We start from the raw sequence: 24,795 nt of genomic DNA on the forward strand, positions 1-24,795 counted from the left end.
GCCAACAACCCTTGCCGGTCCTAAGCGCTTTCTGCGCGACGTTTGAGCCTTTGAGCTCGGCGCTCGGACCTTTTTGCTCGGCGATTGGATCGTTGGGCCGGGCGTGCAGACCTCCGCGTGCGGCTCTCGCTTCCAATAAAAACGGCGTGACCGATTCAGTCACGCCGCAAAGACAACGGAGGGGAGGAGAAATAAGGGGGCGGCTTATGCGCGCGAAGCCGAACCACCGTTCGGGTAGCTCGCATCGCCATTCCAGGAGAGGTATCCGTAGGTGTCGGCCAGGCGATCTGCGCGCTGCGTGTACGGATCAAAGCGGCCCGACTGCGTGGCGGCCGGTGCATCGAAATTGGGTTGAACTGTAGCGGCTGCCGGTTGCGAGAGCAGGGCTGCAGAGGCCGAAATGGAGGCCACCAGGGCCAGGACGGTGCGGCGGGAGACGGTGGAGAAGAGACGGGAGTTCATGATCATTCCTGATTCGTTTGCGCTCGTTAATGCGCTTGGAGGGCAGAATAGATCGTTGCTCCCGTCTAATAAATGCGACTTTGAAGAAATAACTGTTCAGGCGGCGCTAACAATCTGGAGCCGCGGATTTTCCTTCAGCTGCAGGCACGGGTGATCGGCAAACAGCGTCGCCACCCAGTCCACAAACACCCGCACCTTGGGCGACAGGTGCCGGTTATGCGGGTACACCACCGATACCGGGATCGGCTCGGAGGTGTAATCAGGCAGCACTTCTACCAGCGCGCCCGACATCAGGTGCTCGTACACCAGAAAGCGCGACGTCTGCAGGAGCCCCAGGCCGTGCAGCCCGCACGCCACCGCCGATTCCGCGTCGTTGACGGACACCATGCTGCGTACCTTGTGGATCTGCTTCTGCCCGTCGATCACGAAATCCCAATCCATGCGGCGGCCATTGCGGGCAGAGAAGTAGTTCACCGCCACGTGGTCCTGCAGATCCTCCAGCGTGTTGGGCGTGCCGTGCTGCGCCAGGTATTCCGGCGAGGCGCAATTGACCATCGGCAACTGTCCGATGCGCCGCGCGACGAGGGTGGAATCCTGCAACTCGCCGCCGCGCACGGCGCAATCCACGCCCTCTTGCACCAGATCGACCGGGCGATCGCTCATGCCGATCTCGAGCTGAAGATCGGGGTACGCCTCATGAAAACTGCGGATGCGCGGCACCAGCAACCGTTTGCCAATGGAGGCAGGCACGTCGATGCGCAGCGTGCCGCGTGCACCCGTTGCGCTCTGCGAGAACGCGGCCTCGGTTTCTTCCAGATCGCCGAGCAGCCGCACGCAGCGCTCGTAATACGCAGCGCCGTCGGCGGTGACGTTGACGCGGCGGGTGGTCCGGTGCAGCAGGCGCACGCCGAGATGCGCCTCGAGGCTCTGCACCAGGTTCGTGACCGTGGCGCGAGGTAATTGAAGGCTGTCGGCAGCCTTGGTAAAGCTACTGGCTTCCACAACACGCGTGAAAACCTGCATGGCCTGCAAGCGATCCATCTGCGGCTCCTGAGGGTCGGACTCCACGGACCATACACACTGCCGACATCAAAACGGCAATGTGCAACGAGCGTGGAATCTGAAGGGGTGCACCCGGTTGGCTCGATCAGGAGGGCAGCGACTACGGGTTTTCGCAGTGCAACAAGATCGGCCTCGAGCAAGGAACACTTTGTAGCACAACCGTAAATTTTGATTGTTCGGCTGCAACTAATAGTGATGTCTGATTATAGGCATTTATCCGCGTTCGTCTAATCACCATCATTCAGCCCATTGAGATTCGGGTTATCCGCAAAGGTAAGCCCCGCCTGACATCATGGGTTCTTCTCCACCGCGCTTGGTTGTTTCGGAACGCACGCATACGGGAAATGCGGCCGCGGCCGGTGTTCGGCCAGCGCAATCGCACAGCACCGCCGACGTAACAAATGTCGCGGCCAATCCCCATTTGCGCAGCGCAACATGCCCGCTGCCTGAGCAAGCTCCCAGTCCCGCGCTGCCGCGCGAGGTGCACGCCGAGGACTATTGGACGCAGGGCTATGCCGGCCGCATCCGCCTGCGCGTTTTCCGCCCGGAAATGCACGCCGACGACGCTGCCGCGCCGCTGCGTCACCCTGCCGTGCTGTATCTGCATGGCGGCGGCTTCGTCAACGGCTCCATCGACGATGCGGAAGCACCGGCTCGCCATCTAGCCGCCACGCTGCCGGCGGTGGCGGTGACGGTGGGCTATTCGCTCGCGCCCGCCGCGCCCTTTCCGGCCGCGCCGGAAGATGTGTACGCCGCACTGTGCTGCATGGCCGAGCACGCCACCGCCTGGGGTATCGACAAGCGCCGCATGGCGGTGGCCGGGCATGACGCGGGTGGCAACCTTTCGGCCGCGCTGACGATGATCGCCCGCGACCGTGGCGGCCCGCACCTGCGCGCGCAGGTACTGATTGCCCCGATGCTCGACCCGACCATGGCGCGCGTGCGCCCCGATCATCTGGCCAATGCCACCAACTCGGCCGAAGTCTGCGCCGATTGCTATCGCCAGTACCTGCCCCGCCCGACCGAGCGCGTGCATCCGTATGCCGCGCCGGTGGAATCGCGCCGCCTGCAGGGCCTGCCCCCCGCCCTGCTGCTGACGGCGCCGCAAGACCTGCTGCGCACCGAAGCCGAGCGCTACGCCACCGCCCTCATTGAGGCGGGCGTGGCCACGCACGTCGTGCGCGTGCACGAGGCCTGCCATGAGTCGATTGCCATGAGCGCCGTCGCGCAAGACGAGATGACGTGCTTCCTGCGCTGGCATCTGGGTATGACGCGCCAGGCGGCGACGCCTCGCAAGCGCCGCGCACGTGCGGATCGCAAAGACCCAACCTCCATTGACCCAACCGGGGAGACGCCTGGCTGAACCCACATAACAAGAAACGGAGTGCGAGGCCGCGCGCGTGTTTCTACGCTGCGGCCCACATGTGTTCCGAACGGTTTTACCGAGTCCTTTTTCTCTTTGCCTATCCCAACGAATCGAGAGAGACATCATGAGCCTGTCCAAACGCACCATCGCCATTTCGGCTGCCGCAGTGCTTGGCGTCGCCGCCATCGGCACCTACGGCCTTGTTTCCACCGCCGGCGCCTCACAGCAGCCAGCAGGCGCCCCCGCCGCCACGCCAGTTGACGTAGCCCCCGTCCTCGCCAAGAACGTGGCGGAATGGGACGAATTTTCCGGCCGCATCGAAGCCGTGGAACGCGTGGAAGTCCGCCCGCTGGTGAGCGGCACCGTCACGGCGGTCCACTTCAAGGACGGAAGCATCGTCAAGAAGGGCGACCCGCTGTTCACCATCGACCCGCGCCCGTATGCCGCCGAAGTGGCCCGCACGCAAGCCGCGCTGACGGCCGCCAAGTCGCGCGTGGCCTACACCACGTCGGAACTGGATCGCGCACAGAAGCTGGTGGCCGACAACGCCATCGCCCGCCGCGAATTTGAAGAGAAGGAAAACGCCGCCCGCGAGGCGCAAGCCAACCTGCAAGGCGCCGCTGCTGCTCTGGATGCCGCCAAGCTGAACCTGGAGTACACGCGTATCGTGGCGCCGGTTTCGGGCCGCGTGTCGCGCGCGGAGATCACCGTGGGCAACGTGGTCTCTGCCGGCGGCGCCTCGCCGGTGCTGACGACGCTGGTGTCGGTGTCACCGATGTACGTGGCATTCGATGCGGACGAGCAAAGCTATCTGCGCTACTCCGCCAAGGCGGCCCAGGGCACGAAGACGCCGGTCTACATCGGCCTGGCCAATGAAGACGGCTACACGCGCGAAGGCGCCATCCAGTCCGTCGACAACCGGCTGGACGTGCGCTCGGGCACCATCCGCGTGCGCGCCACGCTGGACAACGCCGACGGCCGCCTCACGCCGGGCCTGTACGCCCGCGTGCGCATGAGCACCGGCGCGCCGCATGACGCCATCCTCATCAGCGACAAGGCCATCGGTACGGACCAGGACAAGAAGTTCGTCCTGGTGGTGGATGCGGCCAACAAGACGAGCTATCGCCCGGTTGTGCTGGGTGCCTCCATCGACGGCCTGCGGGTCGTGAAGTCGGGCCTGAAGGCCGGCGACCGCATCGTCGTCAACGGCATCCAGCGCGTGCGCCCGGGCGATGCCGTGGCACCCAACGCTGTGACCATGGATAGCTTGGTCACCAAGCGCGTGGTGCTGCCGGGCACGCAGCCTGAAGCACCCGCCACGCCCGCCGAGGCCAAGGCCGACACCCCTGCCGCCCCCGCCGCAAAGGCCGAAGCCAAGCCTGCCAACGCCAAGACCGCCGCTACCACGCAACGCCTGCCGGCCGACCGTGCTTGATTTGCGACTGAACCTCATCGCTCACAGCCATGAACTTCTCTAAATTTTTCGTGGACCGCCCCATCTTTGCGGGCGTGCTCTCCACGCTGATCCTGCTGATCGGGATCATCTCGATCTGGCGATTGCCGATCTCGGAATACCCCGAGGTCGTGCCGCCTTCCGTGGTGGTGCGCGCGCAGTTCCCGGGCGCCAACCCCAAGGTGATTGCCGAGACCGTCGCCTCGCCGCTCGAAGAGCAGATCAACGGCGTCGAAAACATGCTGTACATGCAGTCGCAAGCCAACAGCGACGGCAACATGACCACGACGGTCACCTTCAAGCTGGGCACCGACCCGGACAAGGCACAGCAGCTCGTGCAGAACCGCGTGTCGCAAGCGCTGCCGCGCCTGCCCGACGTGGTGCAGCGCCTGGGCGTGACCACCATCAAGAGCAGCCCCGACCTGACGATGGTGGTGCACTTGCTGTCGCCGAACGACCGCTATGACATGACGTACCTGCGCAACTACGCGGTGCTCAACGTCAAGGATCGCCTCGCGCGCATCAGCGGCGTCGGCCAGGTGCAATTGTTCGGCTCGGGCGACTACTCGATGCGCGTGTGGCTGGACCCGAACAAGGTGGCCGAGCGTGGCCTGACCGCCAACGAAGTCGTGCGTGCCATCCGTGACCAGAACGTGCAGGTGGCGGCTGGTGTGATCGGCGGTTCGCCGTCGGTGCCGGGCACGGATCTGCAACTGTCCGTCAACGCACAAGGCCGGCTGAAGACCGAGCAAGAGTTTGGCGACATCATCCTCAAGAGCTCGCCCAACGGTGCGGTGACGTATCTGCGTGACGTGGCCCGCATCGAGCTGGCCGCATCGGAATACGGTCTGCGCTCGCTGCTGGACAACAAGCAGGCCGTGGCCATTCCGATCTTCCAGGCGCCAGGTTCGAACGCGCTGCAGATTTCGGATGACGTGCGCAAGACGATGGCCGAGCTGAAGGAAGACTTTCCCGAAGGCGTCGACTACCGCATCGTCTATGACCCGACGCAGTTCGTCCGATCGAGTATCGAAGCCGTCACGCACACGCTGCTGGAAGCGGTGGCGCTTGTGGTGCTCGTGGTGATCCTGTTCCTGCAGACGTGGCGTGCATCGATCATTCCGCTGCTGGCGGTGCCGGTGTCCATCATCGGTACGTTCGGGCTGATGCTGATGTTCGGCTTCTCGATCAACGCGCTGTCATTGTTCGGGCTGGTGCTGGCGATCGGGATTGTGGTGGACGATGCCATCGTGGTGGTGGAAAACGTCGAGCGGAACATCGCCGAAGGGTTATCGCCACGCGAGGCCACCTACAAGGCCATGCGCGAGGTGAGCGGCCCGATCATCGCCATTGCGCTGACACTGATTGCCGTGTTCGTGCCGCTGGCCTTCATGACAGGCCTGACCGGTCAGTTCTACAAGCAGTTCGCGCTGACGATCTCGATCTCGACGGTCATCTCGGCGTTCAACTCGCTGACGCTGTCGCCGGCATTGGCTGCGCTGCTGCTCAAGAGCCATGACGCGCCGAAGGATTGGCTGGCGCGCGTGATGGACAAGGGCTTGGGCTGGATCTTCCGCCCATTCAACCGTGTATTCGGTGCCGCATCGGAATCGTATGGCCGCAGCACCTCGCGCGTGATTGGTCGCAAGGCGGTGATGCTGGGCATCTACCTCGCGCTGATTGGTCTGACCGCGCTGCTGTTCAACAAGGTGCCGGGCGGCTTCGTGCCGATGCAGGACAAGCAGTACCTGGTGAGCTTCGCGCAACTGCCGGACGGCGCCTCGCTGGACCGCACGGAAGACGTGATCCGCCGCATGTCGGACATCGCCTTGAAGCACCCCGGCGTGGAAAGCGCCGTGGCGTTCCCGGGTCTGTCAATCAACGGCTTCACCAACAGCCCGAGCGCCGGCATTGTGTTCGTGACGCTCAAGCCGTTTGACCAGCGCAAGAGCGCCGACCTGTCGGGCGGTGCGATTGCGGGCCAGTTGAACCAGCAGTACGGCGCGATCAAGGACGCATTCATCGCCGTGTTCCCGCCGCCGCCGGTGCAGGGTCTCGGCACGGTGGGTGGCTTCAAGATGCAGATCGAAGACCGTGGTTCGGTCGGCTATGAACAGCTCTTTGCCGCTACGCAAGCGTTCATGGCGAAGGCACGCCAGACGCCGGAACTGGGCCCGTCGTTCTCGAGCTACCAGATCAACGTGCCGCAGTTGAATGCCGACCTGGACCGCGTGAAGGCCAAGCAGCTGGGCGTACCGGTCACGGATGTGTTCGACACCATGCAGGTGTACCTGGGCTCGCTGTACGTGAACGACTTCAACCGCTTCGGCCGCACGTATCAGGTGAAGGTGCAGGCAGACGCGCCGTTCCGTGCCCATGCTGAAGACATCCTGCAGCTGAAGACGCGCAACACCGCGGGTGACATGGTGCCGCTGTCGTCTCTGCTGCGTGTGTCGCAAGGCTTCGGGCCGGACATGGTGGTGCGCTACAACGGCTACACCGCTGCCGACATCAACGGTGGTCCGGCGCCGGGCTTCTCATCGGGCCAGGCACAAGCGGCTGTGGAACGCATTGCGCATGAAACGCTGCCCAAGGGCGTGCGCTTCGAGTGGACGGACTTGACGTATCAGCAAATCCTGGCCGGCAACTCCGCCGTGTGGATCTTCCCGATCTGCGTGCTGCTGGTGTTCCTGGTGCTGGCTGCGCAATACGAAAGCCTGACGCTGCCGCTGGCCGTGATCCTGATCGTGCCGATGAGCCTGTTTGCCGCCATGCTGGGTGTGTGGGTCTCGCATGGAGACAACAACATCTTCACGCAGATCGGTCTGGTGGTGCTGGTGGGGCTGGCGTGCAAGAACGCGATCCTGATCGTGGAGTTTGCGCGCGAGCTCGAGCTGCAAGGACGCTCCATCGTGGAAGCCGCCATCGAGGCTTGCCGCCTGCGTCTGCGCCCGATCCTGATGACGTCGATCGCTTTCATCATGGGCGTGGTGCCCCTGGTGGTGTCGACCGGCGCCGGCGCGGAAATGCGTCATGCCATGGGCGTGGCCGTGTTCGCGGGGATGCTGGGTGTGACGCTGTTCGGCCTGTTCCTCACGCCGGTGTTCTACGTGCTGCTGCGCACGCTGGCAGCCCGCCGTGGCCAGCGCTCGGAAGATGCACCGGATCGTGATCTGGACCTGGATGGCGCGCTGCCTGTGCCGTCGGGTCAGCACTAAGGTCAACACTAATCAAGACATCGCTATGAACGCGTTCAAACAACAACCAAGTCAGGCCGTGCGACCCGGCCGCTGGACTCCGCTGGCGCTGGCCGCCGCGCTGTTCCTCGCGGCCTGCTCGCTGGCCCCGACCTATGAGAGGCCGGACGTCGGCACGCCTAATGCCTTCAAGGAGGCTGCAGCGCCGGCAGATACGCAGTTGGCCGCTGGCGAACAAGGCAAGTGGAAGACCGCCGAGCCCTCGATGCCCGCCGATGGCGCATGGTGGAAGATCTTCAACGACCCGACGCTCGACAAGCTCGAAGCGCAAGCCGCTGAGGCCAGCCCCACGCTGGCGGCCGCCGCCGCACGCGTGAACCAGGCACGTGCCTTCGTGCAGGCCAACCGTGCATCGCTGTTCCCGGAACTGGATGCGGGCTTCGGCCCGACACGCCAGCGGGCTTCGGCGGCATCGGCAGGTTTGCCGGTGGGTGCGCCCGTGCAGCCGCAGACGTACTGGCGTGCACAAGCCACCGTGGCGTATGAAGCCGATCTGTTCGGCCGCGTACGCAACAGCGTGAGCGCCGCCGATGCCGACGCCGAACGTGTGGAAGCGCTCTACCGCGCCGCACGCCTCTCCTTGCAAGCCGACGTGGCGCAGACGTACTTCAGCCTGCGCACGCTCGACGCGGAAGAGGCGTTGCTCGCCCGCACGCTGGTCGGCCGTGAAGAGGCCCTCAAGCTCGTGCAGCGCCGCTTCAACACCGGTGACATCGGCGAGTTGGACGTCGCCCGTGCCGATACCGAGCTGGCGACCGCGCGCTCCGACCGCATCGGCGTGCAACGTCGTCGCGCCGTGCTGGAACATGCGCTGGCCACGCTGCTGGGCAAGGCGCCCGCCGATTTCAACATGGATGCACAGCCGCTCACCACGCTCGACGTGCGTGTGCCAGCGGGCCTGCCCTCCGCCCTGCTGGAACGCCGCCCAGACGTGGCGGCGGCCGAGCGGTCGATGGCTGCAGCCAACGCTCGCATCGGTGTAGCGCGGGCGGCGTTCTTCCCGCAGCTGCAGCTCACGGGCGGCTTCGGCTACGAGTCGCACGACATCGGCGATCTGCTCAAGTGGGGCAGCCGTACGTGGATTCTCGGGCCGCTGGTTGGCACCGCGCTGTCGCTGCCGATCTTTGACGGTGGCGCCCGCAGTGCCGGCGTGAAGCAGGCCCGTGCCGCGTACGAAGAGAACGTCGCCAACTACCGCGAAAGCGTGCTCGTCGCCTTCCGCGAGGTGGAAGACAACTTGTCAGACCTGCGCTTGCTGGCCGATCAGTCCAAGGCTCAGGACGATGCGGTTCGTGCGTCGTCGCGTGCGGCGCAGCTCTCGCGCACGCGCTACAACGCCGGGTCGGTCAACTACCTGGATGTGATTGATGCGGAGCGCAACATGCTGTCGGCCGAGCGCATCGGCGTGCAGCTCGCCGGTGCCCGTGTGAATGCGACGGTGGGGTTGGTCAAGGCGCTGGGCGGTGGGTGGGGTGATTTGCCGCCTGCTCAGGCGACGGTGGCTCAGCAGTAAAAGCGTTGTCTCTTCTCTCTCTCGGAAAGCGAGACTCTGCGCGGCTTCGGCCGCGCTTTTTTTCGCCGAGACAACGGCTGGGTAACAAGCATATGCCGCTCGATGGCTATCCGCGTTGCTTGAGCCTCGAGACAAGCCACTGCTTCACCTTCAAATCCCCTTGCGGGCTATAAGGAGGGAGTTTCTCCGCTTCTCTTTGAGAGACTTCCACCTCGGAGCCAAAGATATCGACCTTCCAATATTGCCCAGCCCCGTAGGCGAAGTACGCGTTTTCCGCCTGCGGGACGAAACCACCGTCGTGGCCGACGATGCGCCAATCCCCTTCGATCTTTCGGTCGAACAATCCGTACGAATCGACAAAAACTGGCATGCCCGCCCGCTGCGCTGACGCGATCTCCGACGCGGAAATCTCTGGCCGCGGTAGCAAGAGATCAAAGAGTTCCACCCCATGCCCGATATCGACCTTGGACAGGACCCTGCCTGCGGCATATGACCCGCCGTCAATCAACAGCAGGAAGATGTCTCCCACCTTGATCCCGCGGAATGCGGTTCGAGGCTTCTTGTCCCAGCCATGAATTTTGATCAGCGCCATCCTTCTTTGTCGAAACGACTCAGAGCTTGATCTTGGTTTCCAGGAATTCCAGATACTTAGGGTCGTCTTCGAGAAAGATGTCCAAGCCGCCACCCATGTAGGCCCGGGTCAGTTCATCGGTCGCCTTGTCGAAGTTGCCCTGCTCGTAATAGAGCTGGCCGAGGCGAAGGTGAATGTACGGATTGCCCAACCCCTTGGGACACTGCACAGCGTTGTAGAAGCACTTGAACGCCTTGTCGAAATTGCCCGTGCGGAAGTGAACGTCGCCAATGGCGACGTATATCCACGTGGCCGCTTCCCAGTCGAGCGGGTTGTCGGGCAGCAAGCGTAGTGCAGCGATGTATTGCTGTTTGGCGGCCTCGAGGTCGCCTTGTTCTGCAAACTCGTCGCCCTGGCTGCAGAGGGCGGTGATTTGCTGGTGGATGAGGTCTGGAAGCTCGGACATGCGCACGGCGTGGAGGGGGCGACGTCGAAAGCACTGCCCTTACTGCATCAAATCGTTCTGCTGCGGATCGAAAACGATGCTGCCCGGAATATCCTGCAGAAACTGCATCACGTCGATGATCTGATTCGTATGCTCGCGATCATCGTCGTCCCCAAAAACCACGCGCACCCGGCGGTCAATGGTAGACAGTTCACACGGAGATCGGTCACCGAGAATCTCCTGAATCTGGGCGGATTCGTCCTGAATACGGCTGCCCTCTTCATAGGCAACGCGCATCAACCAGCCGCCCCAGCGCAAGGCAAGCGTATCGGTCTTGGCGAACGGCAGCCGCTCAAATTTCAGGGAAAAATTCTCTTGGTTTGCGAAGTACTCTCGCAACGCATTTGCCAACGATTCGTTGGACATTGCAGGCCATTGCTCGGGTAGCAGGGCGAGTAGAGAAAATGTCATTTCGCGCTCAGTATGGCTGCGCCTCCCACAACCGGCCCTTCATATCGGACCTGCTCTGCCGCAATCACCTCAGCGAGACAATCCAATCCCTAAACTCTTTCGCGAGATCAGGCCGATTCAAGCGGGCAATCCAATCGCTTTCCAGCGCATTCTCAGCATCTGATATGGTGAAGACGAGGACATCAGCATCATTCATATCAGAGAAGAAGCCTTTCGATTTCAGGGATTCAAGTGCTGCGACACAGCACTCATAGACACTGCGCCTGAATGCTTCGCGCTTGTCCTCTGAATCCATCTTTTTGACTTCGTTACGGAGCGATGCCGAGATGTCTTTGAAGAAATCTGCGCCTTCAAATTCATGATCCCATTCGTCCGGGCTCCAGCGGTAATAAACGGCATCGTCAGGATCGTCGCTGATCATCTTTTGTAGATGACCGACTGAATTCACCGACGGTGCAACCGTCACCGCATCCAGGTCCGAATATAGCGCGTAGCCACAGAAACCTCGGCCCGGGTACTTCTCCCTAACTAATGAGAAGGCCTGGGACGCAGCCAGCTCGATCTTCGCACACAACTCATCGAAATTCCCAACCACATCCGATAGCCCGCTCACACCGACAACTCCACATCGCCGACATACTCGATTACATACCAATTAACAGCGATCAGGTAATTAAGGGCGTTGTCTGATATGAAGTACTCCATGCCATGACCATTTTTCATCAGCAAGGATATATTTCTTGCATCCTCTACCACAACGACGTCACATCGATTGACTTGATTTTGCTCGAAGAATATAAAAGCGGGACCACCCCGCATCGATCGCGAAAAAGAGAACTCACAATCCTCTGTCCGTAGTTTCTTGACATCATCTCCGATCGAAACATGCCCCTCCCTCTTCCACGGATTGAACTTGCTGAATACTGATGCAATGTAGGCACAGCCTTCATCTTTCGATAGGAGGCGTGCCGCTATGGACATTTCCCCTGCGACTCGCATCAATTCGCCAACATGGCTAGACCTGTGCAAGTTCACAACTTAATGCCTCGCGACGCACGGCTCAGCGACCTGAATTCCACGTGGAAAAATCTGAAACATAAACGTCTTCGAGAACCAAGCCGGCTGGGACATCGCCAATACAGTCAGCAACTTCGTCATATGGCGCAGGCAACATAAATGAAAACCCAAAGTCTTCATTCACAATGATGTTGCCATTGAATATTCTTTGCCGCTGCGTAAGCTTAAGCACCTCTGCCATCGTCTGCCCTGGGCGCAAGGACGCGTTGTAACGCCCTCTATACCGGCTATTGCACCCAACGGAGAATATGCCTCCATCCGAAAGCGTGGCTACCGTCAAGACCTCATCTACCGTATAGGCAAACCGCGATGATCCATCAGGAAGCTTGTACTCCGCCATCGAAGTACGATGGAAAGAATGCATCTCCGTCAAATAACTAGAGATGCTCTCCCCCAACCTGATACCGCCGATCGATACCCCAGAAACGATATCGGCGTCGAAATCAATCATGCCCGACATGTAACGTTATTGCCTATTCAAGCAGACCAAGGAATGCACCCCGAATTCTGGGTAGCAGGGCTAGTAGAATGAACGTCATTTCGTACTCATCATGCCGGACCGCTCACGTATCAATACTCAATCTTCAATCTCAATCCCCGGAATCTCCTCGAGCATCACACGCAGTTGATCCAACGGCATCTTGCTGTCTTCAGACATCGCCTCAGCGTTGACCGCCAACGCAACACACTCGGGGTCTGTATCGGTGTAAATATCCAACATCAATCCTATGCCTTTTGGCCAGGATTTCGACTTCACAAAATCCCTGGCGTCAGCAGGATTGATCAATCGAAAACAGGGCCACTTTGGCGTGACCATGTGCGCCATATCGCAATTCAAGAACCTGCACTCGTGCAGTATGGCCGCGGAAAAATCGCAGCTAGAAATCCGAGGCACCTGTACGTCGTCCCAATCACCAAAATCGCACCCAACATACTCACCTTTGAATCTTACATTTTTTAGTACTATTTTTTCAAAATGAAAATTCTCGAGCCTAACCCGCTGATCAAAAACCCCGCCGCTCATTACAACACCAGCAATGACCACACCTCTATTGTCAGCAAATGATTCGACCGTACAATCATTCAATTCCAGATTTGGCCCGAGCACGGTGACCAAATCCTCAGCCAGCCGAATCACTTCATTGCGAACAATCTTGTCTCTCATATTCATTCAATCTAGAAGGTTATCATTCTAAACATCACGTCAGGCATTCTCTTGGCGTGCTTGATCATATTGGATTGGGATCCGGACATCACGTCGTAGTTCACACCAGTCAGCGGATCCGTAGCATCGACGCCCTTACGACTCCAGTCCAATCCAAGGTCGACAACATCCGGGTTTTTGCGTACTTGCGTTTCAACCCACCGCCCTTTCGCCTGCTGCTCGAGAAGATTCGCTCTCCAGTACTCCCCCTTCTCTCTGGCCTCGGCAATTGCCCGGCGCTCGGGGACCGAAAGGTTACGTCTAGGATTCCAAGCGTTTGCAGCGTCATCTGTTGCGCGTTGAAGGGTATCACCGACGGTATCTTTTGCGGGAAGCGAGCTGGTTGGCGTGTCTTTGGGGAGATTCCATCGTTGCCCATCGACAACTACTTGCTTGTTGCCCTCGCGGTGTTTCATTGCGGTCTTAACATCCCGCTCAGGAACACTGGGCAACGTCCCGTCTTCGCTCGTCTTCGACAGTCGCGCAGCCTCTGCCGCGGAGTACCCTTCCGCGCGCAGTTGTTTGTAACGCTCGTACCGCTCCAGGCAAGGCTGCAACCCCAGCGGATCCATCTCCCGCAACGGATTCTGCACATACCCCTGCGTGCGATGCCCGCCCTGAATCGCGATCGGGTCAATGCTCAGATAACAGCCGCTGTCCGGGTCGTAGTACCGGTTGACGTTGTAGTGCAGGCCCGACTCTTCATCGGCCCACTGCCCGGCAAAACGCAGACTCGTATCCAGCGCAATCCCTGCGGTATCGGCGTGGGTATCTTCGTTGAGTTGCTTACCCCATAGGCTGTAGCGTGCAGACCAGACTTTCTCACCCGAGGTCCGATACATCTCCAACGGCAAGCCGGTCGGCGCGCTGAAGACAGCGTACTGCTGCTCGCCGCACTCCTGCGCCAGTGGCATGAAGCTCTCGGGCTCGAAGTGCCATGTCGTGGCCGCGCCTGCCGTGCCGTCAGGACGATGGTCCCAACGCTCGGCGAGCGTGTAACCGTCCCAAAGGAACCTTACCGCGCGGTCGGTCCCGACGTGCCGTTTTTCAACACGTCGCCCGAACGCGTCATAGCGGTAGGCCCAGGTTTCGTTTGTGGGGGTGCGCACCTCAATCAGGCGATTGAGTCCATCCCAGGTGTACTGCCACGTGCGAGGCCCAGTGCCTGGCCGATCGACCGTCTTTTCGATGACCCGCCCGCGTGCGTCGTAGCGGTAGCGGATGTGTCCGACCTGTGTAGGCAGACCTCCTGCAAGATAGTCATGCCGATCAACCGGACCTTGCTTACCATGCGCGGCAATATTGCGGGCGGCATCGTAGGCATAGTGTTCGGCCGGTTGGTGGATGCTGCCAACGGCGGTGACTTGCCCACGCGCGTCGTGCATGTACGTGAAGCTATCAGCATCGGTATCGACTTGCGCCAGTTGGCCTGCGGCATCGTAGCGATAGCGCTGGCGGGTCAGCTGTTGCAGCGCGTCCGCCGGTGCCGCCTGCAGTGCATCGAAGGCGGTCCGCGGGCCGGCCGCCTGCCGCTGCAGACGGCCTACTGCATCGTACTGGCGCTGCAAGACAAATTCGCCCGCCTGACGGCCCGTTTCGCGCCCAACGGGGTCGCGTTGAATAGTCAAGCCGCCTATCCGTGTCAGCGCGCCGAGCGCGTCGTATTCGTAGCTGGTCTCTTGATGCGGCGTCTTGCGCGCTTCGCGCCTGCCCTGTGCATCGTAGGTATGCAAGATGCGCTGGCCGTGCTGCTCCTCTTCGATCAGGCGGCCTTTATTGTCGTAGCGGAAGCGGTTGACGTATGTCGTGCCGCTCTGCACCGCAGCCGCGATCATGCGGCCTGCCGTGTCGTATCGATAGACGAGTTTGACGTCGCCAGCATCGATGGCCACGGGGCGATCCCCGGCGTCATAGCGGTACAACCACACGCCGCCGTCAGGCCACGTCTTCTTGACCACGCGGCCAGCAACATCGCGCTCGTAGCGCGAGACGCGGCCACCCCAATCAATCTCAGTCACGACTCGGCCTGCGGCGTCGTACCGGAACTCCCATACCTCCCCGCGTGGGTTGATGATCCGCGTTGGCCGTGTCGCATGGTCGTACTCAAAGCGGGTTGCATGGCCGGCAGTGTCGGTCGTGCTGGTCAGCAGATCGAACGGGCCGTAGGTATGACGCGTAATCCGCCCCAGCGGATCGGTGCTCGCAACCGCCAACCCCTCGGTGTTGTACGCAATGCGGTGCAGGCTGCCGTCCGGCAGCGCGGTCTGCGCCCGATGGCCGCGCGGGTTGTCCTGCCCTGCTGTGTAGTCGTGGCGCGTTACGTTGCCCGTTGCATCGGTTTCTTCGAGCAAGCGGCCGAGCGTATCAAAGCGTGTGCCGAGTTTCGCGCCTGTCGGAAGGCGTGTGCTGATGAGCCGCAGTTGTGCGTCGTAGTCGTACCGAGTTTCATGCTCGCCGTCCACCACGCGCAGGAGTTCGCCATGCTCGCCATACCGATAGCGCTTGACGTTGCCATCGGGTTCCGTGCGCGTAGTCAGGCGATGCTTGTCGTCATACTCGAGCGTCAAGCGGTCGCCTGTGGGTTGCACCACTGCAGCCAGGCGGCGCTGTGCGTCGTACTTGAATAGTGTGGCGCCGCCCGCTGGATCACCCATGCTGGCCAGTTGACCCTGGTCGTCGTAGCCAAAATCGGTGCGCCGCCCAAGTGCATCGGTTTGGGAGGCCAGCCGTCCGAGCTGCCACTCCCGCTGGGTAGCGTGACCCAGCGGATTCACCTCACGCGTGACAAGTCCTTCGGCGTTATGTTCATAGCGCCATTCGCCATCGACGTCGATCACGCGCGTGACGCCATCTTCGTAGATGAAGCGGCCGGTGTGATAGCCCTCACGCGTGCCGGTTTCGACCACGCGCCCAGCGCTGTCGTAGGCGTAGCGCACCTCAGTTTTGTCGGTATCACGCCAGCTGGTCATCCAGCCGTGCATGTCGTAGGTGTAATGAAACTGGCCCTGCTGGAAGCTCGACACCTGCACGAGCATGCCGTTCTCGTACGTGTAGTCGACCAAGCGATGCGTATCGCCTGAAGCCTCATGCAACGTGATGCTGGATACGGTGCGCACGCCGCCTAGATACCCCAGCACCAGCCAATAGCCGACTGTGTGCCGCAACGTTGTTAGACGGCCGTACGCGTCGTACTCAAAGTCGATGGCATTGCCGCTCCAGTCTTCAATGCGCTCAATGCGGGAGGTGGCCCCCTCAACAAGAGGTGCGAACCACAGGATGTGCCGCGTTTCATCGTCGAGAATGCGCGGAGCAGCACGCGTGCCCTCTAAGCGATAACGATGTTCACGCAGGTTGATACCGTTCAGTTCGGCATCCGGCGCTTCAAACGTAATGGAGAGTCCGCCGCCATCGAAGAAGCGAACGAGGTGGCCGTCATCCCACCGCAAACGCGGCGACCAGTTGACCGACCACTTCGGGCCGAGCATGCCGTCGTCATCCGAACGTGTACGGTAGCGGCGCGTCAGCACCAGCGGCAATACGCCGGGGATCGACACGTCCGTGCGGATCTCCATCATCTCGCCAGTGGCGACATCGATAGGGTCTTTGCAAGGCGTGGCGGTCTCGTCCTTCACCCCCTCCCGCTCCGCCGACTTGGTCGGCTCACCCGGCGCCCGGCCCTTGACCATGCCGCCCAGCTTCGCCCCCAGCAACCCACCCACCAGCCCGGCGAAAAACTCCTCGCCCGCCGTCAGCTCCGGATTCTTCGGCCCGAACTGCCCCGTGGTCTTGTCGATCAAAACGCTCTTGCGCCCAGAGTTCACCTTGCCGCTGCAATGGCTCGAATGCCCCACACGCACAAGCGGCAACTGATTGACGGTGATGGTGAGACTGCCTTCGACCAGCGGCTCAGGCCCTGGGTGCTTATCGCAGGCGATGATGTCAGTCACACGCGCCGCAGCTTTGCCTTCGAAGGTGACGTTGCCCGAGCCTGACGCGATCTTTCCGCAGTTGCTGCCCAAGCTCTGGCTGGCTGCGGCCAAGCCGCTGCCGAGGCTCAGCCCGCCTGCCATACACGCACCCACGATCACTGCACCAGCCAGCCCGCCGGTAGCCACCGTCGCGGCTACCGCGGCGCCAATGGCGACCCCGATTGCGAGACCGGCCACCATGCCCCAGAAGCCTGATGAATGCGCGATGTCATCGCCCACGCACGCTGGGTGCGGATCGCCCTTTCCGATGCTCAGGCCCAGCTTGTCGCCGAGCCATTCGGCGCCTTTCTCGACGGCGCCCGTGACACCAATCTTGCCGAGCAGCCACGCACCGCCCAATGCCACCACAGCAGGCACAGCGGCCAGCGCCGCCGCACCGGCCGCAGCCGCACCGGTCGCCCCTGCTGCGGTTGCAGCCGTGCCAGCAGCGTACGCGCCATAGCCGACGTCGGCGCCCAACATGCCGTAGTTGGCGCCGTCCACCCACTTCATCTGCGACTGCTTTTTCGCCTCGCCGTCTTCCAGGTTTTGAAGCGCGGCCATGCGCTCCTCGGCGGTGCCATTCGGCCCGGTGGAAGAACTCGGTGTGCTTGGATCTTGGTCCGCCATGGCAGTGCTGCGCTCAGGCCGGTTCGTTCAGGCGCAGACTCTGCACTACGCCTTCCACCAATGCCTTCTGGCTGGCGCTCAGCACACCGGGCGCGGTAAAGGTGAGCATCAGCACCTGCTTGCCGTGCTCCACCATCGTCAGCAGTTGCTGCAGCGGCCGCCCGTTGTTCGACCATTTGTATTCGTGCGCATACGCTGCGCGGCCAGACACCGTGGTCTCGTTGCTGCTCACCGCTTCATAGTCAGGCACCTGCTTGGCGAGCTTCTGCAGCTCGCTGGCGGCGTACTCGCCAAACTGCATGCCCCACGGCAAACGCTCGCGCGTGACGACAAAGCTCACGCCTTCCGTGCCGGTGGAGGCCGAGACGAACACATTCATTGTCTTGTCGATCCAGTCCGCTGGGAGCGACAAGGAACCTTCCTGCATCTGATACATGGTGTCAGCCGTTATCCGGGTTGATATGGGTGTTGGGTGCCTGGATCTTGATCTCGGCCGCATCCAGCCGGATCGTGGACGAGCCCTTGTGCAGCTCGATGGCATCGGCCGTCATGTGGATGGATGTACCGCCTGCACCGCCCACCTTGATCCACAGTTCCTTGGCTTCGATCGTGTGCACACCGGCTGGCGACTTCTGCGTGGTGTTGCCTTGCGTGACCGTGTCCGTCAGATCCCCCACCGACACCGTCGTCTCGTAGTTGCCCTTCGACACGGTAAGCTTCTTGTCGCCGGTACTCACGGTCGTTTCCATGTTGCCGGTGTCGATCTGCGTCTTGTGATGGCCCTGGGTGACCAGCGTGGTGTGGTCGCCTTTGACGGCCTCGCTCAGGTTGCCGGTGGAGACCTCCGTGGCGTGGTTCCCCGTCGACACCAGAATCGTCCGATCGCCCTTGACCACATGCGTGCTCTGCGCATCCTGCACCACGGTGTTCATGTCCTTCTGCGCGTGCATGAACACTTCCTGCGCGCCATTCACATCAGAGAAGCGCAGCTCGTTGGAGCCCCCGCCCTTGTGCGTCTGGCTGCGGATGCCCATGGTCTGTCCGCCGTCGCCGTGGTACGGGTTGGCGGCCTCACCGTTGAACACGCGGCCGACAATCACCGGGTTGTCGGGGTCGCCCTCGTTGAAGGCGACGATCACCTCTTGCCCGATCCGGGGGATGGCCGCGCCACCCCAGCCCGCGCCGGCCCACGGCTGCGACACGCGCACCCAGATGGAATCGGAGCCATCCATCTTGCCGCGACGGTCCCAGAAGAAATGCACCTTGACGCGGCTGCCGTCGGTATGGATTTCCTCGCCCTTCGGGCCGACCACCACCGCCGCCTGCGTGCCATACATGTAGGGCTTGGGCGTGCGGCGCTCGGGGCGGAACGGCACATCCACGGGCAGGCACGTAAAGCTGTTGCGATACGGCTGCTCGGCGCCCTGGCTCGTGTAGTCGTTCACGGCGTGGTGGCGCACGTGCAGCAGCACGAAGGCCTTGTCGTCGTATGCGGAGACAGGGTGATTGGTCAGCCGGAAGCGCCCGGCCGTGGTCATGGCTTGCACAAAGCCAGCGCCCTTGAAACGATGCGCCTGCGCTTCTTCCGCTTCCATGGCGTAGCGCGCGTAGCGGCGGCCATCGTCGCTGTGGTCATACAGCGAGTGATATTCGTAGCGCTCGGTTCCGCCAATGTTCGGGTTCTTCAGCGTGGTCGGCACTTCCACATGCATCAGCGGTGACGATGGCGTGTCGTAGTTGAAATCCCGATAGGTGATCTTGCCCACGCGAAAGTTGAACGCCTCGTCCCACCGGTCGATGCCGTTGCGCTCGCTCGCGGCGCTGGCACCGTAGTACGGAATCGTATCGACGGGCGTCAGCGGCTTGAAGAGGTCGTTGGTGTCGCCAATGACGAGCACGTGCCGGTCTTTCTCGTAGCGGTGTGTCCAGAACATGCCCTCCTGCTCCATCAGCCGGGCGCAGAAGTTGTAGTAGGACTCCCGGTACATGACGACGTATTCGAGCCGCGCCTGCTCCGACTTCAGGTTGAACTCGAAGTCATGAAAGCCCAGTTCGACAAAGATCTCGGAGAGGATGTCTTCCGCGGTCTTGTTCTGGAAGATGCGGCAGTCCGTCGAGCGCGTGAGAAACCAGAACCATGGCACCACTGTCATCTCATAGCGCGTGACCGAGCCGGGGTGCCCGACGCGCCCGAACGATGCCACGTAGCCCTGAAAGTACCGCTGGCCAATCTCCGGCCCCGCCGCCAACTGGCTGAATACGCCACCCGTCGACTTCGGTTCCAGCGACACCGACACCTGTTGTCCGACGATCTTGTCGATCTCGATATCACTCTGGTGCGACAACAGGTCGAGGTGGATTTCCGGCAGGCGACTGACGTACTCGTCCACTACCAGCGCATTGACGAGCAGCACATCGGGCCCGAGTGGCGACTCCATGCGCACGAAACGGCTGTCCTGCGTCAGGCGCGACTTGGCGCCCGGCATACCGTTGATGGCGTCGGCAATCGACCCAGGCGTGCGCCCCAGCAGCGACATGCCCGTCTGCGCCAGTTGCGCCGCGCGTGCGGCACCACCAATCAACCCAGCGCCAGGCACATTGCCCAGCATGCTTGCTGCATCGACAAGCGTGCTGGCACCCGCCGGCAGTCCGCCGGACAGGGTCGACAAAAATGAAGTTCCGGACGGCGCTTTGCCGTTTCCGGTAGACGTGAAACTCATGGGCCCGCTCCCATCGTGCTATGCGATTTGTACCGGCCGGGCCAACGCGGCGATCGACTCGAACACCCGTTGCCTTCGGCCGGAATCCCCCCGCACCCCCATCGATACGTTGCCGATGGATGATGGATCGCATGCTAGTGGAAGCGCGTGTTCAGCAGGTAAGCGTTCCGTTACCTAGAGTCTGAAAGTTATTCAATTCTGATTTAAAGCGCTTTAATCACAGCACACAGCGTCGCCACGGAAGCACTTGATGGCTTCCATTACCGAGAAACATTAACGTTTGATAAAAGGCGGGGTGCCTTTAAAACGCCGCTGCGCTCTGAACGGCGTCTACGGATCCAGAGCCGCTCTTCGACGGCGCGTCCAGCGCCAGTTCCGGTGCGTCGGGCAGCGGGTATTTGAGCAGTGCATCGACGAGCGTTGACGACACGTAGTGCGGCCCCTCGAACAGGTAGACCTTGAAGTCTTGGTACTGCACCAGTTGCGGCGCCAACTCCTCAGCGGTGGCGGGACGGAAACCGCCGCGGCGTTTGGGGCGAAACGCCTCGGCAATCACGCGTACGCGCTCAGGGCCGAAGCGCCCAACCAACGCGTTCGCGTAGGCGCGCGCAGTGGCCGGATCACGCTTGAATGCACCGCAACCGTCCTGCCAGAACACGCCCACATCGGCGGGCAGCCAGCGTGCAACCCAGGCGGCGAAATGTTCGGCGCCAAGCTCGCTGTTGTCGTACACGCTGATCCACAGCGGGCGCGGCAACCGGTCCAGTGCGCGCTTGAGCTGCCCCAGGTGTTTCCAGGTGGGATCGACTTCCACCGGGAAATACCAGCCCTCAAGATTGACTGGCGGGTGCACTGCCACAAGTTGCCGCGAACGCTCGGCAAGCTCTTCAACGTGGTCACGCGCCCAGGTTTCATCAAATGCCCCCGCCAGCCCGACGATGACGTTGCGTGCCCAGGGCTCTGCTGCAATGCGAGGCCAATCCGGCGCATGCGCCATGGCCGATGGCTTGGCGCCAGGCACGAAGACCACATCGTCCACGGCCGTCCATTGCACCAGCAGGTTGCTGACGCCAAGCTTGTCCCACGTGCCCTTCGGGTGCTTGTGCAGCGCATCGGGCTGCCAGACCACGCCCTGCACGAGCGGCGGTGGCACAAGCGCTTGGGCGAGCGCCCCGCCCTTGCCCGTGTACGCCAGTGCCGCTGCTACCAGCAGTGCGGCGCACTGCCAAGAAGGACGGTGCTCATCCATGGTTCTGCTCCTCAGTTACGGCGTGCCGGGTTGAGTTGCATGTCACGGTAATCCTGCGCCAGCTTGGCGCGGTCGATCTTGAAGTTGATGGACACCGGCAATGTTTGCCGTGGAATCAACTCTGACGGAATCATATACGGCGGTAGCTCCATACCCAAGGACACCTTCCAATCCTGCAGCGGTAACTGCCCTTCGCCCGATGCCGGCTGGACAAAACCAACAATGCGTGCCACCGATCCATCTGGCCGCCGCAACGGTACCGCCGCCGCGCTATGCACGCCAGGCAGCTTACCCAGTGCCGCATCGATCTCCATCAGCTCGATGCGATAACCACCCACCTTCACCTGATCGTCCATCCGCCCATGGCAGAACAGCAGGCCCCGCTCGTCCACCGCGCCCAGGTCACCCGAGCGGAAAGCGCGCGCACCGTTGTGCAAGAACATGCGCGTGGCGTTCAGATCCTCCCGGTTCAAGTAACCGCGCATCACGTGCGGGCCTGCAATGCACAGCTCGCCGTTCTGCACGAAGACTTCGCTGCCGCGCTTGGGGTAGCCAATGGGCAACTTGTCCGCGCCGGCAAGCATCACATCGTCGACGACAACCCACGTGGTGGCAACCGTGACTTCGGTCGGGCCGTAGGTGTTGAGGATGCGCGCGCTCGGAAACCGCTTGCGCAAGTGCCGTGCCAGCGTGACAGGCAGCACCTCGCCGCAGAACAGAAACGTATCCAGCGTAGGTAGGACCTGCGCGGAGAACGCCGGCTGCAGCAGTTGCTGCTGCGCAAAGGAAGGCGTCGACACCCACGTCGTCAACCCATGTACGGCGAGCTTCTGCAAGAACGCCTCGCCCTGGGCAACAGCGTCGCGCGAGGCCAGTACGACGGTGCCGCCCAGCGCGAGCGTCGCCATCACCTCGTACATCGACAAGTCGAAGCTGAACGGCGCCTGATTCAGAAACACCGGTGCCGAGCCCAGCGCAAAATCGTCCGCCATCCAATCGACCAGGGTTTGCACGCTTTCGCGGCCGATCTGCACGCCCTTGGGTTCGCCCGTGGTGCCCGAGGTGAACAACACGTAGGCCAGCCCCTTCTCTTGCAGCGGCTGCGGGTGGCTGGCGTACGGTAGCGCCTCAAACGTGGCGGTGCGCGCATCGTAGTAGGCATGCGCGCCCAGCGTGCGTGCGATGCGGTCCATGCGCTCGTCCGGGTAGATGGTGTCAACCGGCACGAACGGCGCGCCCAGCATCAACGCGCCCGCCATGGCCACAAAGAACGCCGCCTCTTTGTGCCCGCGAATGATGACCGGCACATCCGTGGCAAAGCCTGCCGCGCGTGCCTGTTCGCACCAGTGCGCGGCTTCCGCCGCGAGCGCTTGCCAGCTCAGCGTGCGGTCGTCGCCGATGACGGCATCGTGCTCGGGCCGCAGCCCGGTGTCGACAAAGCTTCCGGTGTTGAGATCAAGCCGCATCGCTCGCTCCTATCTGTTGGATTGGATGTACGCCGTCAGCGCGTTGACCGAGGCCAGGTGCTCGGCAATTTCCGTGGGCGGCACGCGCACGCCAAACTGCATTTCGACCGCCATCACGATCTCGACGGCCAGGACGGAATCCACCAGGCCGGCTTCGATCAGCGGCGTGTCGGGCTCGACAGCGCGGAGGACGATGTCCTGCACGAGCGCGTTCACATCGGCATGCAGGGTTTCTGTTTCGGTTTGAGTCACGGTTGAGTCCGGTCAGAATTGGAAATAGAGAAAGCGCACTTCACCATGCAGTTGGGCCATGCAAAACAGCAGCAGCGCGATGATGGCCACGCTCCAGCGCAGCGAAGGCCGCCAGGCAAAACGCAACGCCGCCACGTTGACCGGGCGCTCCAGCGCGGGGGAGAAACGGCCCATCCATTGATGCACGTTGGGCAGGCACCAGACGATGGCCAGCATCGCCACAAGTTGCAGCGCAAGCGCCGAGCGGCCCAGCACGATGTGCAGCCATTGCAGGCCGCTCATACCGGCCTCGCCCCACGCGGGCCAGCCCAGCGGCTCGATGCCACGCAGGCCCACCATGCCGCCCAGCATCTGCAGTGCGTCATTCACGCCATGGGCGCGGAAGAACACAAAGGCCACCAGCGCGGCAACAAACGTCAGCAACACATTGGCCGCATGGCGCAGCCGCGTGGGCTTAGCCGGCTGTGCGGCCGCACCAGCGGGTGCGCGCGCGGCTTGCCACGCACGCCAGCCGTGGTTGATGCTCAGGAAACCGGCATGCAGCAGGCCATAGATGAGGTATTGCAGCCCCGCCCCATGCCACACACCGGCCAGGCCCATGGTGTAGAACGTCGGCACCGCCACGGTGGCCGCAAAGCCGCCCACCGAGCGCTGTGCCAGTCGCCCGGTCGATTTGCCCCCCGCCATGCGCGCGCGGTTGATGCGCATGGCCAGTGGGTAATAGAGGTAGCTCGTCAGGTAACGCGTGAGCGTCATGTGCCAGCGCTGCCAGAACTCGATGATGCTGCCGGCTTTGAATGGCGAATTGAAGTTCAACGGAAAGCGCACGCCGAACATCTGCGCCAGGCCCATCGCCATATCGGAGTAGCCGGAAAAATCAAAGTACAACTGCATGGCATACGCCAGGCAAGCGCCCCAGGCCGCGAGCATCTGCAGCTCGTGCGGGGCGGCAAAGCCATGATCGGCATACGGCGCCATGGCGTCGGCCAGCAGCAGCTTCTTGGCCAGGCCGCAGGTGAACATCGTCAGGCCGATCGACAGGTTCTCCGCGCGCAGCCGATAGGTTTCGGGCCGCGCGAACTGCGTCATCATCTCTTTGTGGTGCAGGATCGGCCCCGCAATCAGGTGCGGGAAGAACGTGACGAACTGGATGAACCCCAGCGGATCGCGCTCCTTGACGATGCCGGCGTTGCAGTCGAGCAGGTAGCCGATCTGCGTGAAGGTGAAGAACGACACGCCCAGCGGCAGCGCCACGTCTTCCATGGCCACGGCCACCCAACCGGCCGGCATGATGTCGGCCACGTGCACCACCGCACCCAGCAGTGCGGCCAGGTATTTGTAGCGCACCAGCACCGCCAGATCGACCACGATGGCAAAGGCCAGCCAAGCCCGGCGCGCACGTGAGCCCGCCGCGTTGCGCAGGATGGCCCAACTCATCGCAAAGTTGAACGCAATCGACAGCGTGAGCAACAGCACGAACGACGGGTTCCACCACCCGTAGAACAGAAGCGACGCGACACACAGCCAGACCGACGCCGCACGCGGCGAGCGCGTGCCCAGCAGGTAATAGCCGGCAATGGAAACCGGCAGAAACAGCGTCAGGAAGATAAACGAGTTGAATAGCATCTC

General features: G+C 62.1%; 20 protein-coding genes. 4 read left to right on the top strand and 16 right to left on the bottom strand.

The features are described 5' to 3' along the window. Positions 1–204 precede the first annotated feature (204 nt). On the bottom strand, positions 205–462 hold the full coding sequence (locus ACS7SF_RS19030) for a hypothetical protein (protein WP_439893709.1): 258 nt from the start codon (positions 460–462) through the stop codon (positions 205–207). A 96-nt stretch (positions 463–558) separates the two neighbouring features. Next, positions 559–1,503: a LysR substrate-binding domain-containing protein gene (locus ACS7SF_RS19035; protein WP_439893710.1), complete on the bottom strand. Its 945-nt coding sequence runs from the start codon at positions 1,501–1,503 to the stop codon at positions 559–561. Positions 1,504–1,816: 313 nt separating this feature from the next. On the opposite strand from ACS7SF_RS19035, the gene ACS7SF_RS19040 reads away from it, so the two are divergent. From ACS7SF_RS19040 to ACS7SF_RS19055, 4 genes are all read left to right on the top strand, one after another. Continuing rightward, positions 1,817–2,887 carry an alpha/beta hydrolase gene (locus tag ACS7SF_RS19040; RefSeq protein WP_439893711.1) on the top strand — a complete coding sequence of 357 codons (1,071 nt, stop codon included), beginning with the start codon at positions 1,817–1,819 and terminating at the stop codon, positions 2,885–2,887. A 127-nt stretch (positions 2,888–3,014) separates the two neighbouring features. Beyond that, on the top strand, positions 3,015–4,325 hold the full coding sequence (locus ACS7SF_RS19045) for an efflux RND transporter periplasmic adaptor subunit (protein ID WP_439893712.1): 1,311 nt from the start codon (positions 3,015–3,017) through the stop codon (positions 4,323–4,325). 29 nt (positions 4,326–4,354) lie between these two features. Continuing rightward, positions 4,355–7,561 (top strand): efflux RND transporter permease subunit, encoded by a 3,207-nt coding sequence (locus ACS7SF_RS19050; RefSeq protein ID WP_439893713.1) that lies wholly within the window; start codon positions 4,355–4,357, stop codon positions 7,559–7,561. A gap of 25 nt (positions 7,562–7,586) precedes the next feature. Further along, positions 7,587–9,113, top strand: coding sequence for an efflux transporter outer membrane subunit (locus ACS7SF_RS19055; protein ID WP_439893714.1), 1,527 nt, complete (start codon positions 7,587–7,589; stop codon positions 9,111–9,113). Positions 9,114–9,219: 106 nt separating this feature from the next. Here ACS7SF_RS19055 and ACS7SF_RS19060 read toward each other — a convergent pair whose 3' ends face one another. From ACS7SF_RS19060 to ACS7SF_RS19125, 14 genes are all read right to left on the bottom strand, one after another. Further along, positions 9,220–9,705, bottom strand: a complete 486-nt coding sequence (locus ACS7SF_RS19060; RefSeq protein ID WP_439893715.1) for an Imm26 family immunity protein — start codon at positions 9,703–9,705, stop codon at positions 9,220–9,222. A 19-nt stretch (positions 9,706–9,724) separates the two neighbouring features. Next, a complete protein-coding gene (locus ACS7SF_RS19065; protein ID WP_439893716.1) occupies positions 9,725–10,150 on the bottom strand; it encodes a tetratricopeptide repeat protein in 426 nt (141 codons plus the stop codon). Positions 10,151–10,189: 39 nt separating this feature from the next. Beyond that, the gene (locus ACS7SF_RS19070; RefSeq protein WP_439893717.1) at positions 10,190–10,600 is read right to left on the bottom strand and encodes a hypothetical protein; all 411 of its coding nucleotides are present in this window, start codon (positions 10,598–10,600) and stop codon (positions 10,190–10,192) included. 64 nt (positions 10,601–10,664) lie between these two features. Further along, positions 10,665–11,213, bottom strand: a complete 549-nt coding sequence (locus ACS7SF_RS19075; protein ID WP_439893718.1) for a DUF4303 domain-containing protein — start codon at positions 11,211–11,213, stop codon at positions 10,665–10,667. After that, positions 11,210–11,599 (bottom strand): hypothetical protein, encoded by a 390-nt coding sequence (locus tag ACS7SF_RS19080; RefSeq protein WP_439893719.1) that lies wholly within the window; start codon positions 11,597–11,599, stop codon positions 11,210–11,212. The genes ACS7SF_RS19075 and ACS7SF_RS19080 overlap by 4 nt, the downstream gene beginning before the upstream one ends. Before the next feature lie 61 nt (positions 11,600–11,660). Next, on the bottom strand, positions 11,661–12,137 hold the full coding sequence (locus tag ACS7SF_RS19085; protein WP_439893720.1) for a hypothetical protein: 477 nt from the start codon (positions 12,135–12,137) through the stop codon (positions 11,661–11,663). A 117-nt stretch (positions 12,138–12,254) separates the two neighbouring features. Further along, the gene (locus ACS7SF_RS19090; protein ID WP_439893721.1) at positions 12,255–12,842 is read right to left on the bottom strand and encodes a hypothetical protein; all 588 of its coding nucleotides are present in this window, start codon (positions 12,840–12,842) and stop codon (positions 12,255–12,257) included. Between the two features lie 11 nt (positions 12,843–12,853). Beyond that, complete coding sequence (locus tag ACS7SF_RS19095) at positions 12,854–17,479, bottom strand: DUF6531 domain-containing protein (protein ID WP_439893722.1); 4,626 nt, start codon at positions 17,477–17,479, stop codon at positions 12,854–12,856. Positions 17,480–17,492: 13 nt separating this feature from the next. After that, a complete protein-coding gene (locus tag ACS7SF_RS19100; RefSeq protein ID WP_426400083.1) occupies positions 17,493–17,915 on the bottom strand; it encodes a DcrB-related protein in 423 nt (140 codons plus the stop codon). A 4-nt stretch (positions 17,916–17,919) separates the two neighbouring features. Then, a complete protein-coding gene (locus tag ACS7SF_RS19105) occupies positions 17,920–20,199 on the bottom strand; it encodes a type VI secretion system Vgr family protein (protein WP_439893723.1) in 2,280 nt (759 codons plus the stop codon). 301 nt (positions 20,200–20,500) lie between these two features. After that, the gene (locus ACS7SF_RS19110) at positions 20,501–21,448 is read right to left on the bottom strand and encodes a hypothetical protein (RefSeq protein WP_439893724.1); all 948 of its coding nucleotides are present in this window, start codon (positions 21,446–21,448) and stop codon (positions 20,501–20,503) included. An 11-nt stretch (positions 21,449–21,459) separates the two neighbouring features. After that, positions 21,460–22,914 (bottom strand): AMP-binding protein, encoded by a 1,455-nt coding sequence (locus tag ACS7SF_RS19115; RefSeq protein WP_439893725.1) that lies wholly within the window; start codon positions 22,912–22,914, stop codon positions 21,460–21,462. A gap of 9 nt (positions 22,915–22,923) precedes the next feature. Beyond that, positions 22,924–23,166: an acyl carrier protein gene (locus ACS7SF_RS19120; protein ID WP_439893726.1), complete on the bottom strand. Its 243-nt coding sequence runs from the start codon at positions 23,164–23,166 to the stop codon at positions 22,924–22,926. A gap of 12 nt (positions 23,167–23,178) precedes the next feature. Then, a complete protein-coding gene (locus ACS7SF_RS19125; protein ID WP_439893727.1) occupies positions 23,179–24,792 on the bottom strand; it encodes an MBOAT family O-acyltransferase in 1,614 nt (537 codons plus the stop codon). Positions 24,793–24,795: the final 3 nt, after the last annotated feature.

It is taken from the genome of Ralstonia sp. 25C, assembly GCF_051904805.1.
GTDB lineage: Bacteria > Pseudomonadota > Gammaproteobacteria > Burkholderiales > Burkholderiaceae > Ralstonia.

What these genes read in the sequence shown, in the direction of transcription:
- ACS7SF_RS19080 (WP_439893719.1), bottom strand. Translation starts at nt 11,599, where the DNA reads ATGCGAGTCGCAGGGGAAATGTCCATAGCGGCACGCCTCCTATCGAAA.
- ACS7SF_RS19125 (WP_439893727.1), bottom strand. Translation starts at nt 24,792, where the DNA reads ATGCTATTCAACTCGTTTATCTTCCTGACGCTGTTTCTGCCGGTTTCC.
- ACS7SF_RS19085 (WP_439893720.1), bottom strand. Translation starts at nt 12,137, where the DNA reads ATGTCGGGCATGATTGATTTCGACGCCGATATCGTTTCTGGGGTATCG.
- ACS7SF_RS19030 (WP_439893709.1), bottom strand. Translation starts at nt 462, where the DNA reads ATGAACTCCCGTCTCTTCTCCACCGTCTCCCGCCGCACCGTCCTGGCC.
- ACS7SF_RS19055 (WP_439893714.1), top strand. Translation starts at nt 7,587, where the DNA reads ATGAACGCGTTCAAACAACAACCAAGTCAGGCCGTGCGACCCGGCCGC.
- ACS7SF_RS19110 (WP_439893724.1), bottom strand. Translation starts at nt 21,448, where the DNA reads ATGGATGAGCACCGTCCTTCTTGGCAGTGCGCCGCACTGCTGGTAGCA.
- ACS7SF_RS19100 (WP_426400083.1), bottom strand. Translation starts at nt 17,915, where the DNA reads ATGTATCAGATGCAGGAAGGTTCCTTGTCGCTCCCAGCGGACTGGATC.
- ACS7SF_RS19040 (WP_439893711.1), top strand. Translation starts at nt 1,817, where the DNA reads ATGGGTTCTTCTCCACCGCGCTTGGTTGTTTCGGAACGCACGCATACG.
- ACS7SF_RS19050 (WP_439893713.1), top strand. Translation starts at nt 4,355, where the DNA reads ATGAACTTCTCTAAATTTTTCGTGGACCGCCCCATCTTTGCGGGCGTG.
- ACS7SF_RS19035 (WP_439893710.1), bottom strand. Translation starts at nt 1,503, where the DNA reads ATGGATCGCTTGCAGGCCATGCAGGTTTTCACGCGTGTTGTGGAAGCC.
- ACS7SF_RS19095 (WP_439893722.1), bottom strand. Translation starts at nt 17,479, where the DNA reads ATGGCGGACCAAGATCCAAGCACACCGAGTTCTTCCACCGGGCCGAAT.
- ACS7SF_RS19070 (WP_439893717.1), bottom strand. Translation starts at nt 10,600, where the DNA reads ATGACATTTTCTCTACTCGCCCTGCTACCCGAGCAATGGCCTGCAATG.
- ACS7SF_RS19065 (WP_439893716.1), bottom strand. Translation starts at nt 10,150, where the DNA reads ATGTCCGAGCTTCCAGACCTCATCCACCAGCAAATCACCGCCCTCTGC.
- ACS7SF_RS19060 (WP_439893715.1), bottom strand. Translation starts at nt 9,705, where the DNA reads ATGGCGCTGATCAAAATTCATGGCTGGGACAAGAAGCCTCGAACCGCA.
- ACS7SF_RS19105 (WP_439893723.1), bottom strand. Translation starts at nt 20,199, where the DNA reads ATGAGTTTCACGTCTACCGGAAACGGCAAAGCGCCGTCCGGAACTTCA.
- ACS7SF_RS19090 (WP_439893721.1), bottom strand. Translation starts at nt 12,842, where the DNA reads ATGAGAGACAAGATTGTTCGCAATGAAGTGATTCGGCTGGCTGAGGAT.
- ACS7SF_RS19045 (WP_439893712.1), top strand. Translation starts at nt 3,015, where the DNA reads ATGAGCCTGTCCAAACGCACCATCGCCATTTCGGCTGCCGCAGTGCTT.
- ACS7SF_RS19115 (WP_439893725.1), bottom strand. Translation starts at nt 22,914, where the DNA reads ATGCGGCTTGATCTCAACACCGGAAGCTTTGTCGACACCGGGCTGCGG.